The 13,106-nt window shown below is 68.7% G+C and carries 7 protein-coding genes; 4 read left to right on the top strand and 3 right to left on the bottom strand.

All coding sequences use genetic code 11. The features are described 5' to 3' along the window. A partial coding sequence (locus tag KQI11_RS07855; protein ID WP_353653940.1) for an ATP-binding cassette domain-containing protein occupies nt 1-1,423 on the bottom strand: 1,423 nt, incomplete at its 3' end. Then, a complete protein-coding gene (locus tag KQI11_RS07850) occupies nt 1,420-1,917 on the bottom strand; it encodes a GNAT family N-acetyltransferase (protein WP_216401721.1) in 498 nt (165 codons plus the stop codon). The genes KQI11_RS07855 and KQI11_RS07850, both read right to left, overlap by 4 nt. 175 nt (nt 1,918-2,092) lie before the next feature. On the opposite strand from KQI11_RS07850, the gene KQI11_RS07845 reads away from it, so the two are divergent. From KQI11_RS07845 to KQI11_RS07830, 4 genes are all read left to right on the top strand, one after another. Beyond that, complete coding sequence (locus KQI11_RS07845; protein ID WP_216401720.1) at nt 2,093-3,283, top strand: CynX/NimT family MFS transporter; 1,191 nt, start codon at nt 2,093-2,095, stop codon at nt 3,281-3,283. Between the two features lie 79 nt (nt 3,284-3,362). Beyond that, on the top strand, nt 3,363-3,548 hold the full coding sequence (locus KQI11_RS07840; RefSeq protein ID WP_216401719.1) for a hypothetical protein: 186 nt from the start codon (nt 3,363-3,365) through the stop codon (nt 3,546-3,548). Between the two features lie 559 nt (nt 3,549-4,107). Continuing rightward, the gene (locus KQI11_RS07835) at nt 4,108-4,416 is read left to right on the top strand and encodes a PadR family transcriptional regulator (protein ID WP_353653939.1); all 309 of its coding nucleotides are present in this window, start codon (nt 4,108-4,110) and stop codon (nt 4,414-4,416) included. Next, nucleotides 4,413-5,591 carry a DUF2812 domain-containing protein gene (locus KQI11_RS07830; protein ID WP_216401718.1) on the top strand — a complete coding sequence of 393 codons (1,179 nt, stop codon included), beginning with the start codon at nt 4,413-4,415 and terminating at the stop codon, nt 5,589-5,591. Before KQI11_RS07835 ends, KQI11_RS07830 begins: the two co-directional genes overlap by 4 nt. A gap of 1,733 nt (nt 5,592-7,324) precedes the next feature. On the opposite strand, the gene KQI11_RS07820 is transcribed toward KQI11_RS07830, so the two are convergent. Then, the gene (locus tag KQI11_RS07820; protein WP_286172630.1) at nt 7,325-12,415 is read right to left on the bottom strand and encodes an EAL domain-containing protein; all 5,091 of its coding nucleotides are present in this window, start codon (nt 12,413-12,415) and stop codon (nt 7,325-7,327) included. Between the last annotated feature and the right edge of the window lie 691 nt (nt 12,416-13,106).

Raw genomic sequence — 13,106 nt, 5'->3', positions numbered from 1 at the left:
GTGGGGGGCCGTGGGCGGCCCGCAGCCAGCGGCCGGTGGGGGAGCCCTCGATCCCCCGCAGCCGCTCCAGGGGACCCACGCCGCAGAGCCGCCCGCCCTGCCGCCCGGCCCCGGGCCCCAGGTCGACGACCCAGTCGGCGGCGGCCATCACCTCCAGGTCGTGCTCGATGACCAGGACGGTGTTCCCCCCGTCCCGCAGCTCCCGCAGGGCGGCGATGAGACCGGCCGTATCCGCCGGGTGCAGCCCGGCGGTGGGCTCGTCCAAGATGTAGAGGATGCCGGTGATCTCGGCGGCCAGGGCGGCGGCCAGGCGGACGCGCTGGCTCTCGCCCCCCGAGAGGGTGGCGGAGGGCCTCTCCAGGGTCAGGTAGCCCAGCCCCAGCCGCTCGAGCCGCCCCAGCTTGGTCCCCAGGTCCCGCAGGTAGGGGGCGGCCAGGGCCCGCTCGGGGCCTTCCAGTTGGCCGCCGAGCGCTGCCAGCCACCCGGCCAGCCGGGCCAGGGAGAGGCCCGCCAACTGGGGCAGCCGCATCCCCCCCAAGGTGGCGCGGCGGGGGGCCGATTTCAGCCGCTCGCCGCCGCAGGCCGGGCAGGTCTGGCGGGTGAAGTACCCCTCCAGCCGGGAGGCGGCCCCCTTCTTTTCGGCGTAGCGCCGCCAGAGGTTGGGGAGCACCCCCTCAAAATCGCCCCCCTTCCCGTCCCCCTCCAAGAGGAGGGCCCGCTGCCGGGGAGTGTAGGCGGAGAGGGGGGTCCCCTCCTTCAGGGGGATGTGCAGGCGCTGGGCCGCCCGGCCAAACCGCTGGGCCTGGTACTCGCCGTAGCGCCCCTCCCAGGGGGCCACCGCCCCCTCCTCCAGGGCGCGGTCCTCCCGCAGCAGCCGCCCCAGGTCGGGCTGCAGCGAGACCCCCAGCCCCCGGCAGCCCTCGCAGGCCCCCGCCTCGGTGTTGTGGGAGTAGTCGCTGCGCCCCAGCAGCCGCACCCGCCGGCCGCAGTGGGGACAGAGGAGATGACTGTGGTACTCGTCCCCCACCCGCTCCACCTCCTGGGGGTAGAGGGCCGGGCGGATGGTCTGACCGCAGTGGGGGCAGGGCTGGCAGGCCAGCTTTTCAAAGAGCATCCGCAGGTCGGTGTAGATGCCGGTGGCCGTCCCCAGGGTGGAGCGGGGCCCGGCGGTGCCGGTGCGGGGGGCGATGAGCACCGCCGGGCAGGTGCCGCTCACCCGCTCCACCCCCGGCTTGGCGATCCCCTGAAGGGCCATGGCCTCCAGATACTGGCGCTGGCACTCCCGGTGGAGCAGATCGACGGCCAAAGTCGACTTGCCCGCACCCGAGGGCCCGGTGAGGACCACCAGCTTCTCCCGCGGGATGTCCAGGGAGAGGTTTTGCAGGTTCCCCTCGGTGGCATTTAAGATGGAGATCGGCCTCACCGCCCTTCCCCCCTCCCTTGCGGGGGGAACTTCTCCATCCGCACGCAGCCCCCCTCGTCCACCTGCATGGCCCCGCCCTTGAAGCGGTAGCCCATCTTCTGGTAGAAGGGCCAGGCGGTGAGGGAGGCGGGCACCTCCACCCGCTGGGCGCGCAGGAAGTAGACGTCCCCCTCCAGCGCCCGGATGATCGCCCGCCCCACCCCGCGGCCCTGCACCTCCGGGGAGACAAAGACGGTGAGGAGGATGCTCTCCCGCACACTGCCCCAGTAGGGGGCGATGGTGCCGCAGCCCACCGGCCGCCCGCCCAAGCAGGCCACATAGCTGTGCCCCTGGCGGGCCCGCTCCCGCAGGGTGTCGGGGCTCAGGCCGGCGGCCATCTCCTCGATGCGCGCGGGGGGGTAATCCCGGGCGTTGACCTCCCGCAGGGCCCGCAGGATCAGCCGGTGCACCGCCGGCAGGTCCTCCTCCCGAAACCGCCTCACCTCTACCTCCATAGCCGTCTCCTCCTCCTCCCCTTTTGGGGTGTGTTGTCCCATCTTACCGCCTGGCGGCGACAATGGCAAGGAGGAAGGAAATATTTTTGTCGTTTTTTTGCACAGGCTGTCCCCTCGGGGGCCGCTCTGTGCTAGAATGAAAGGGATATTTTTGGAAAAAAGGAGCGGATCTCTCTTGAACGACAAGCGCAAACAGAGCCTGCTGGTCCTGGGCATCGTCCTCATCGCCTGCAACCTGCGCGCCCCCATCACCTCGGTGGGGCCGCTGGTGCCCACCATCCAGGGGGACACCGGCCTCTCGGGCACCTGGACGGGGATGATCACCACCCTGCCCCTGCTCTGCTTCGGGTTGGTCTCCCCCTTTGTCAGCCGCCTCGGCCGCCGGTTCGGCGGGCCCCAGGCCGTCTTTGGGGGGATGGTGGCCACCGTGGCCGGGCTGGTCATCCGCTCCTACTGCGGGGTCTGGGGGCTCTATCTGGGCACCCTCCTCATCGGCTCGGGCATCGCGGTGAGCAACGTGCTGATCCCCAGCATCATTAAAGAGGACTTCCCCACCCGCGCGGGCACCATGATGAGCGTCTACACCACCGCCATGTCGGTCTTTGCCGCCGCGGGCTCGGGGGTCAGCGTCCCCCTGGCCGCCGGGCTGGGGCTGGGCTGGAAAAACGCCCTGGCCTCGCTGCTGGTGCTGGCAGTGCCCGCCACCCTCCTCTGGCTGCCCCAGCTGAAGGGGAGCGCGGACCAGCAGGGCGCCGGCGGGGGCGACCTCTTCCGGCGGATGCTCCGCGACCCCCTGGCCTGGAAGATCACCCTCTGCATGGGCAGCCAGTCCCTCCTCTTCTACGCCATCATCGCCTGGCTGCCCTCCATCCTCCTGGGGCGGGGGGTGACGGTGGAGCAGTCGGGCGGGCTGCTGACGGCCATGCAGTTGGTGGGGCTGCCCGCGGCCTTCTTCATCCCCCTGCTGGCCGACCGGCAGCGGGACCAGCGGCGGATCGCCGACACCGTCACCGCCCTCTTTGCGGTGGGCTTTTTGGGGCTCTGCTTCGGGCGGGGGCTCTGGGTGCTGACGCCCTGCCTGCTCTGCCTGGGGTTTGCCCAGACCGCCTCCCTCAGCCTGGCCCTCTCCTTCTTCGTCTGCCGCTGCCGGGGCGGGGAGGAGACCGCCGCCATCTCGGGGATGGCCCAGTCGGCGGGCTACCTCCTCTCGGCGGTGGGGCCGCTGCTCTTCGGCGCCCTCTTCGACTGGACCGGCTCCTGGGTCGCGCCGCTGGTCTTTTACGGCGGGGTCATCCTCCTCTACGCCTACACCGCCCACCAGTCCAGCAAGGACGTCTACCTGCTGGACGGGGGCGCTGAACGGTAGGCTTTTCCAAGGGACAGACGGGTCGGAGACGGCCTGTCTGTTTTTTTTGGGGGGGGGGACTGGTGGGGAGAGCGCCCGTATGGGGATGGCCCAGTCGGCGGGCTACCCCCTCTCGGCGGTGGGGCCGCTGCTCTTCGGCGCCCTCTTCGACTGGACCGGCTCCTGGGTGGCGCCGCTGGTCTTTTACGGCGGGGTCATCCTCCTTCTACGCCCACACCGCCCACCAGTCCAGCAAGGACGTCTACCTGCTGGAGGAAGGCGCTGAACGGTAGACTTTTCCAAGGGACAGACGGACTGGGATACAGCCTGTCTGTTTCTTTTTTGGGGGGAACTGGTGGGGAGAGCGCCCGTATGGGGATAGCTGGGGAGGAGTGGAGAGGGCACGGGGCCTCTCGACAGCCTCCCCTTTCGGATGACTGCTGTCGGGGAGCACCCGCAGAGAAAAACGGCGGTCCGGGAGTGAGCGCGTCCCCCTCTGGGCGACATCCCCGCCTGTTTCCTTGAAAGGGGAGCGCCGAACCGGAATAGAAGCCGCCCGCACAGTCAGAAGAGGTGGAAAGCGGCGTTGGGGAGCCGCGCCCCCTGCCCTGCCTGCCAGCAGAGGGAAACATATGGGCTCTGCATCTCCGTGGCAGGGAAAGCGGAGGACAGTGGAAATTTTCGCGCCCCTGCCCTCCCCCCTTTGCAGGGTGTCGAGGGCGCGAAGGGGCTTTTCCCTCTTCTCCCTGAACCCGCCCCTCCCTATTGCCAGGGGCGGCGATCTCTGCTATCATTCTATTAGGCGATATATCGCGTCGCGTAATAGTTGGAGAGGGGGGAGCGCGGTGTCCGAGACACAGCCCATGAGCGAGGCCATGTACTACGCCCTGCTGGCCCTGGCCGAGCCGGGTCACGGCTACGCCGTCATGCAGCGGGTGCGCGCCCTCTCGGGCGGGCGGTTGGAGATGGGGCCGGGCACCCTTTACGGGCTGCTGGCGCGGATGAAAAAGGAGGGGCTCATCGCCCTGACGGCCGAGGGGGAGCGGCGAAAGGTCTACGCCCTGACCCCCGCCGGACGCCAGGCCCTGGTGGGCGAGTACCGGCGGCTCAAACAGATGGTGGAGGACGGAGCGGGATTGGAGGGGTGCCAGTGAAGAGGCGATACCGGTTTCACCCCGGGGACTACGCCCTGGGGGAAAATGAGCAGTTTTACGCCGAGATGGCGGCCCGCGGCTGGCTGTTGGAGAAGCGGGGGGCCTGGCTGAGCCGCTTTCGCCGGGGGGAGCCCGCCCGGCTGCGCTACCGGGTGGAGCTCTCCTGCCCCGGGGTCTTTGACGAGAGCAGCGAGCTGCCCGAGGAGCAGCGCTCCCTCTACGAGGCCTGCGGCTGGCGCTTTGTGAGCCGGGGCGGGCTGGTGAACGTCTTTTGCGCCCCCGAGGGCAGCGACGCACCCGAGCTTTACAGCGACTCCCGCCAGCAGGCCGACACCCTGAAGGCCCTGCGGCGAAACTACCTGTTGGGCTGGCTGCCCTTTCTGCTGCTGGCTGCCCTGCAATTGGCGATGGGGGCCGCCCTCTTTGGCGGCGTCGGCAGCGCCCTGGGCCGGTGGGCGGTCTCTCTGCGGCTGGCCTGGGTGACCGAAACCGCCCTGGTGGCGGCCCTCGCCCTCTTTCTGCTGCGGGAACTGGTTGCCCTGCTCTGCGGCCAGGTGCGCACCGGCCTTCTCTACCGGCGGCTGCGCCGGGGGATCCCCCTGGACCACGCGCCGGGCAGGCGGCAGCGGCTCTACCGGGCCATTCGCGGGGCGCTGCTGGCCGGCTGCGCCGCCTTTGCCTGCCTGGCTGCCGTCCAGTGGGCGGCCGGCCGCCCCGCTCCCCTGCCCCAGACCCCCCAGGGGCCCTATCTGCTGCTGGGCGACCTGGGCCACCGGGGGGAGCGCACCGCCCTGCCGGTGAAGGGGGGCGAGAGCACCCTCTCCCACACCCGCTCCCTGCAAGCCGAGCAGTGGCAGACCCGCGAATTTTTGCGGGAGGGGGAGCAGAGCCCCTGGCTCTACCAGCAGGTCTACCGCCTGGGGAGCGAAAAGGAGGCCCGGGCCCTCCTCCCCCTGCTGCTGGCCGAAGCGCCCTTTGCCCGAGATCCCAGCGCCTTTGCTGCGGTGCAGGCCCCCGGCTTTGACGAGGCCTACTGCTCCGGGTTCGAGTGCGCTGCCCGGCGGGGAAACACCGTCTACTTCATCACTTACAGCGACCTCATCGACCACCCCGAGCAGGGGGAGGCGCTCTGGCAGGCCCTGGCCCAGCGGGAGGCCGCCTGGCGGGAGGGATAGCAGGAAACCCGCACAACTGGGGGACCTCTCCCCCCCTGAAGCGGCGCTGTCTTTAGCGCACACCTCAGGCGGGGCAGCGGGTCCTCCTCCCAGGCGAGGTGCTTTCCCCCCAAGTAAAAAGGACAATGGTTTTAGGAGAACGGGCTCCCCGCCCTTCCCCGGAGAGGGAACTCCCCGGCTGTCGGACACGGCTCAACGGGGCCCGCCAACCTTCTTTTTTGAAAGAATGGTGCCAAAGGGCAGGCGCGCTCCCCCGGTGAAAGGCGGGGGGCGAAACCGGGTGGGGCACGGCCGGCAGAGACCGCTCTCTCCCCCTCTGTCAGGGCGTGGGACCACCCCCTCGTCTCTCCCCAGCGACCTGCTCCCCTGACCGGCCATCGCCCTTTTAGAGCGGGAACAAGGGAAAGCCAGGCCGCCCCTCTCCCGGTGGGGACAGCGGGCCAAGCCAGGCGGGGGGCGGCCGGATGTGTCTCATCCCTCCTCCCCCTCTGTCCCCTCTTTGGCGGGAGGGCGAAGAAAAACCACAAGCGCCCCCAGGAGGCAGCAACCTGCCCTCGGGGGCGCTCTCTCTTTTCTTCTTTTCCAGGGGGAGCAGCTCAGCAGATGGCGAAAAGCCGTCTTTTCTCGGGCAGTGCCCATTGAGGAGAACAAGGGCGGCCCCGTTCCCCTTCGAGGGCACTCTCCTCCCCCTCTGACAGGGCGGGGACCGCCCCCTCGTCTCTCCCCAGCGATCTGCTCCCCTAACCGGCCATCGCCCTTTTAGAGCGGGGGACAAGGGAAAGCTAGGCCGCCCCTCTCTCGGTGGGGACAGCGGGCCAAGTCAGGCGGGGGCGGCCGGATGTGTCTCATCCCTCCTCCCCCTCTGTCCCCTCTTTAGCGGGAGGAAGAAGAAAAACCACAAGCGCCCCCGGGAGGCAGCAGCCTGCCCTCGGGGGCGCTCTCTCTTTTCTTCTTTCTCAGGGGGAAGAGGGCCCGATGAATCGGCAGAAGGGGCGTTCGCCCAGGCCGCATTCCCGCCGCCACACCCGCATGGGATGCCACGGCCTATGGGTGCAGGGGCGGAGAAGGGGCAATCATTTTCTGTCTACCCACCCGCAAACTGTCGCTGGCGGGCTCTCCCCCTCGCCGGGCCAAGATTTCACTCCTCGCGGCCGCCACAGGGCGCAACAGCTGCCGCCTGCCCAGGATGGCGTCGCAGCCGGAGTTTTCCCTCTCGCGCCCGTGCGGGGCGCGGCTGCATCCCCGCCGCCGGGTATCTCCCGCCATCTCTTGACCCCTGCACCCGCGTGGGGATGACCGCCACCGCAAACAACACCGCTCCGGCGCAGAAAATTTCGATCCACACGTCTGCGCAGGGGCCGACCGGCAGATTTGCTGCAGGACAGTTGCAGCGAGGATTCCACCCCACTCCCCCGCGCGGGGGGCGACATACTCGGCATAGACCTCCTCTGGCACGCGGTCAGGATTTCAATCCACGCACCCGTGCAGGGTGCGACCGCGCCGTCGCCCGCTCTGATATCCGAGGAACCCATTTCAATCCACGCACCCACACGGGGTGCGACGACAGGGTGATGTCCTCTGCCTCGTCGGCGGTCGAATTTCAATCCTCACACCTGCGCGGGGGGCGAACCGAAAGCGAGAACACACGGCACGCTGAGGACCAATTTCAGCCCACGCACCCACGCGGGGTGCGACTCGGAATAGGGGCAGATGTAGCGGTTGCCGGTCGCATTTCAATCCCGGTCCCCGTGCAGGGTGGGCGGCAGCTCCTTCTCCGCCAGCTCATAGCGGACGGACTTCATGTCGGAGTGGTATTTGGAGAAGGCGTTCTTCCCGCCCATCTTGGCGCTGAAGAGGGCCATGTCGGCCTTTTGGTAGAGCTCGTCAAAGGTGCGCCCCTGCTCCGGCGCCATGGCAAAGCCCGCCGAGATGGAGAAGACGATGGCGTGGTCCTTGGTCTTGTAGGTGACCACCATCGAGCGGACGATGGTGTCCAGCTTGCGGATCACCGCCTCCTCCCGGATGTTTTTGCAAAGCACCAGAAACTCGTCGCCCCCCACCCGGCAGAGGATGTCCTCCTCCCGGAAAAAGCTCCGCAGCCGCTCGGCATTCTGGGCGATCATCGAGTCGCCGTAGGCGTGGCCGAAGACGTCGTTGGCCAGCTTGAAGTTGTCCAAATCAAACATCAGCAGCGCCGCCGGCTCCTCCCGCTGGGCGGCCAGGTAGGCCTCGATCTTGGGGATGGCGGCCCGCCGGTTGTAGAGGCCGGTCAGGGCGTCGATCTCCGCCAGCTGGGTGAGCTTGAGCTCCTGCCGTTTCTGCCGGTCGATATCCATGACGAAGAGGTAGGCAAAGACGTCGGGCGAGCCCTCCAGTTCGGCCAGGTGGATCATCAGTCGCATCCATCTGGGGCGGCCCCGGTAGAGGCGCTGGTAGTCCATGCTGGCGATCTGCTGGCCCCGGCGGTAGCACTCCAGCAGCCGCTTCCGGTCGCAGAAGGCGGCAAACTCCTTGCGGAAGGAGGGGAGCACCAGCTGCCCGCTCACGTAGCGCAGCAGCTCCTCCAAGCAGTCGCCGCCGCGGTAGCCGGTCTCCCTGCGCCACGCGCGGCTGTCCTTCCCCTCCGACACGGTGTTTTGCTGCAAGTTGGCGCGGAAGTCGTAGACCGCCTGACCCCGCAACAGCTCGAGGATCTTGCGGTCCTCCCTGCTCTTGAAGGACTCGTTTTTCTCCTGGGTGATGTTTCGGTAGTAGCCCACGGCCCGCACCGGGAGACCCGCTTTGTCGCAGATGGTCTCGCCGGCGGTGCGCACCCAGAACAGCGCCCCGTTTGCCCCGGTGAAGGGAAACTCACAGGAGAAGTGCTGGCGGTCGCGACCGGTGGCGAGTCCCTTCAAGTAGGCGGCCAGCCGCTCCCGGTGCCCCTCGGGCAGGCCGGGGTAGGCCAGCAGCCGCTCGGAAAAGCGCTCCACCCGCTGGTTTTCCCCCGTCACCGGGCGGCCCATCAGCTGCCCCATCACCGCCCGGTCAGAGGTGGCGGAAAAGACGAGGGCGTCGGCGCGCAGGTCCCAGTCCCAGCTGTCGACCCCCGCCTGGCGGAGGATGCTCTCCAGCTTCTGCCCGGCCAGCCAGAGCTCCTGCTCCTTCTCCTTGACGGCGGTCACGTTGCGGTTGGTGCAGAAGTAGGTGGCCTCCCCCTCCCCCCGCTCGATGCAGCGGCCGTCCAGGGAGGCCCAGACCTGCCGCCCGCCGGGGAGACAGAGCCGCTCCACCCGGTGAAACTCCTCCCGCGCGGCCACCGCCGCCGCCAGCTCTCCCCGCAGCCGGTCCAGCTTGGCCGGATCCAGGTAGCGCTCGTACTGGCGGGTGCGCAGCAGCTGCTCAAACTGGCCGGGCTGGCAGCCCAGGTCGCGGCAGAGGCCGTCGGCGATGACCCGGCAGCTGCCCTCCCCGCCGCGCACCTTCAGCAGGAAGATGTTCTCCGGGGTGTGGGCCATCAGCAGCCGCATCTTGTCCCGCAGCTCCACCGTCTCGGTGACGTCGACCACCATCCCCTGGAAAAAGCGCTTGCCCTCGTACTCCATGTACCGGCTCTGGTCGATGACCCAGCGGTAGCCGTTCTTGCCGCACATCCGGTACTCCATGGAGTGGTCCTTCGCCCCGCGCTGCAGGCAGTCGCCCCCCACGCTCACCAGGGCGCGGTCGTCGGGGTGGATCATCTCCAGGAACTTGTTGTCAAAGCGCTCGCGGATCTCCTCCCGGGTGAAGCCGAACATCTCCAAAAACTGGTCGCTGATGTAGAGGAAGCTGTACCCGGGGTCGTCGGCGCAGCGGTGGTAGGCCCCCGGCAGGGCGTGGTTGAGAAAGTCCAGCTCCCGGTTCTGCTCCAGCAAATAGGTGTTGCGCTCGGCCAGCCGCTGCTGGGCGGCCATGGTCTGCGAGATGTCGGTGCAGGCGCTGACGATGGCCAGCCGGCCGTCCTCCGCCTCGATGATGCGGCCCTTGTCCAGGGTCCAGAACCAGCTGCCGTCCTTGCGGGGCATCCGGTAGGTGGTGGTGTACTCCAGCCCCGGGTAGTAGTGGGGGCCAATGTCCCGGATCACCGCCGCCAGGTCGTCGGGGTGGATGGTGTTTTGCACCCGGTAGCCGATGGCGGCGGCGAACTCGTCGTAGCTGTCGTAGCCCAGCAGCCGCACCATCTCCCGGTTGGCAAAGTAGAGGGGGAACCCCTCCTCGCAGTAGCCGCCGATCATCCCCCCGGGGCTCATCTGGGCAAAGATCGAGGCGGCGATGCGGCGGTTCTCCTCGGCCAGCTGCATGAAGGACTCGTCGTTTTCCGACAGCCCCACCACCGCCGAGAGGGCCCGCTGGGAGGAGGCCAGCTGCTCCTCCTGCCGCTTTTGCCGGCTGACGTCGCTCACCGAGCCGTAGTAGAGCTGGTGGCCCAGCTGCTCGCGCAGAAAGAAGGTGCGCAGGTGCAGCCAGATGGTGTCCCCGCCCTCGGTGAGGTAGCGGAAGGTGCCCTCGGCCCCGTTCAGGGGGCTTTCGTGGGCGCGGCGAAAGACGTCCAGCACCATGCTCCAGTCCTCCCGGTAGACGCTCTCCATGGTGCGGCCGCGGCGCTCCTCCAGCCCCTCGGGGGTGGTGCCGGTGACCCGGTAGTACTGCTCGTTGACCTGCACCGGCTCCACCTTGTCGCCGCAGACGTCGTAGAAGGCGATGCCCCCCAGGATGTTGTTGAGGAGGATCTCGCTGAAGAGATTTTCGTTGAGCAGCTCCCGGATCTGCAGCAGCTGAAGCCGCTTGGTGTGGATGCCCCGGTAGTCGAAATTCCCCTCGTCGGCCAGCAGGGCCTCCGCCTCGGCGATGGGCATGGGCTTTGCGAAGTGGTAGCCCTGGCCGTACTGGCAGCCGATCTCCAACAGGAATTCCGCCTGCTCGGCGGTCTCCACCCCCTCGGCCACCATCCGCAGCCCCAGCAGCCGCGCCATCCCCACAATGGCCTCCAGGATGCCGGCGCCCCGGCCGGCGCTCTGCTCGCGCATCTCCAAAAACTTCATGTCGATTTTGAGGACGTCCACGTTCACGTCCTTGAGCATGTTCAGGGAGGAGTAGCCCGAGCCGAAGTCGTCCATCAGCACGGTGAAGCCCGCCCGCCGCAGCCGGGAAACCGCCTCGGTGATGATCTCGAACTCCTCGGCGTAGGCGCTCTCGGTGATCTCGATGGCGATGAGGCGGGGGTCCAGCTGGTAGCACTCGATGAGCTGCTGAAAGCAGGCCACCACGTCCACGGTGTAGAGGTCCACCCGGGAGACGTTGACCGAGACCGGCACCGGCCGCAACCCCCGGTCGAGCCACTCCCGCATCTTGGCGCAGACCCCTTCCCAGAGGGCGCGGTCCAGGTTGGTGACAAAGCCGTTTTTCTCCAGCGACGGGATAAAGGCCCCCGGCGCCACCAGCCCCCGCTGGGGGTGCTGCCAGCGCACCAGCGACTCGAACCCGACGATCTTGCCGGTCTTCATGTTGCACTTGGGCTGCAGGTAGAAGGTGAACTCCCCCCGCTCCAGGCCCCGCTGCACCTCGGAGAGGAGGTGGTGCTCCTCCTCCATCCGCTGCATCATCCCCTCGTTGTAGCGGCAGAGGCGGCGGGCGTAGTTGCCCTTGACCGAGGCCATGGCCAGGGCGGCCCGGTCGTACAGGGTGCGCACCGGCAGGGCGGGGCCCTCCACCCCGCAGACGCCGAAGGCCGGCAGAAAGCCGGCGTTGCCCCCCCGGCGGCGCGCCAGTTCCGAGACCCGGGCCTCCACCTCGTCGAGCGCCTCGGGCGCGTCGGGCAGCAGCAGGCAGAAGTCGTCGTCCCCCATGTAGCCGGCGAGCCCCCCGCGGGCGTCGGCCAGGGCGCGCAGGCAGGCGGCCACCTCGGTCAAAAAGCGGTCCCCCGCGGTCCGGCCGTGCCACTCGTTGAAGAGCTTGAAGTGCTCGATGTCCACCGCCACCAGGCAGAGGGGGGCCCCGCCGGCGGCGGCCACCGCCCGGTCCGCCTCCTCAAAAAAGGCCGGCCGGTTGGAGAGGTCGGTGAGGGGGTCGCGGCCGGCGGGCGCGAGGGCGGCGCTCTCCTCTATCTCCTTGCGCTTTTGGCTGTCGATGTCCTGCACGAAGCAGAGGACCACCTGCCCCTCCCCCGCGGCGTGGCGCAGGGGGACCACCGTCTGCAGCACCCAGCGCCAGCTGCCGTCGGCGCAGCGCTTGCGAAACTCCCCTTTTATGGAGCCTTCGCCCTCCAGCCGCTCCAACAGGTCCTCCAGCGCCCAGAAGCGCAGGAAGGCGGCCCGGTCGCCGGGGTGGACCATCCCCTCGGCCACCTCGCCCACCAGGTGGGTCAGCCGCCCCTCCCGGGCGGGGATGACGTACTTGCCCTCCTCGTGGTAGAGGATGCGGTAGCGGTCCTCCCCCAAGTCCAGCTCGAACAGCTCGTCGTAGACCGAGAGGCTGGTGAGGCCGTAGAAGAGGCCCTTGTTGTCCTCCCGGATCTCCCGGGCGAGGACGATGTCGCACTCCCCCGCGCCGGGCCAATCCAACTTGCCGGTGCTGACCTCGACCCAGCGGCGCAGCCACTTGTTGTAAAAGACCGTCCCCTCGCCCTGTTTTCTGTGCAGGGGACAGCCGGGGCAGGGCCCCTCCTCCCGGCAGAGGGCATGGTAGCAGAGCTGGCCCAGCTGCAGTTCGGGAAAGATCGCCTTCAGCACCCGGTTGAAGTGGACGATCCGGTAGTCCCCATCGATTGCGTAGATGGCGGTCTCGTCGCCGCCCATTTGTCTGTCCATATTGCCCCATCCCAACATCGCCCGCCGCGGCTGCGGCAGGCGATTCATTTATTTTATTATACGACCTCTGTCCGGGATGGTCAACCAAATCTACTCTCAAAAAGGGGGAAAAAGGAAAAGGGGCGGGGATGGGGCGCGGCGCGCCCCCCTGCCCGGCGGGGAGGCGCGCCCCTGCGGGCCAGTCCGCCCGGCCCGAACACAGGGGCGGAGGGGGGCGGGCCGGCTAGAGGGGAGCCGGGCAGTGCATCGGGGCAGAAGGGGGGACCCGGGCGGTGCGGCGGCAGAGGGAGGACCCGGATGTCCGGCGGCGCGCGCGCGTCCCAGACATCGGTCTGCTCGCTACTACAAGTACGGCGACGGGCAGAGGGTGCTGCGGTGCGCGCGCGGCCCAGGCATCGGGCTGCCTGGAAGAGGGCCGTTTCTGCGGAGGGGGAGGCCGGCAAACGGCCACTCTCTGCGGCAACAGCCCGGCGAGAGGCCGAACGCCCGGGCGCGCTCCCCTCCCCTTCTCCCAAACACCCCCTGTGCAGAGATGACGCCCAGCTAGAGAGGGAGGCGCTGGGCGGCCGATCCCCCCGCCGGGAACGGGTCCTCCCCGCCGGGCGGAGGAAAGCATCCGGCGGCGAGGCGGGCGCGCCCGCCAAAAGGGTGTCAAGCCGACTGCCCGGGCTGTGCAGGGCAGACAAAAAGG

Origin of the sequence: Acetanaerobacterium sp. MSJ-12 (assembly GCF_018917875.1) — a bacterium.
GTDB classification, from domain to species: domain Bacteria; phylum Bacillota; class Clostridia; order Oscillospirales; family Ruminococcaceae; genus Bittarella; species Bittarella massiliensis.
The sequence above is the reverse complement of the archived record's forward strand: the minus strand, read 5'-3'. Positions and strand labels throughout refer to the sequence as shown.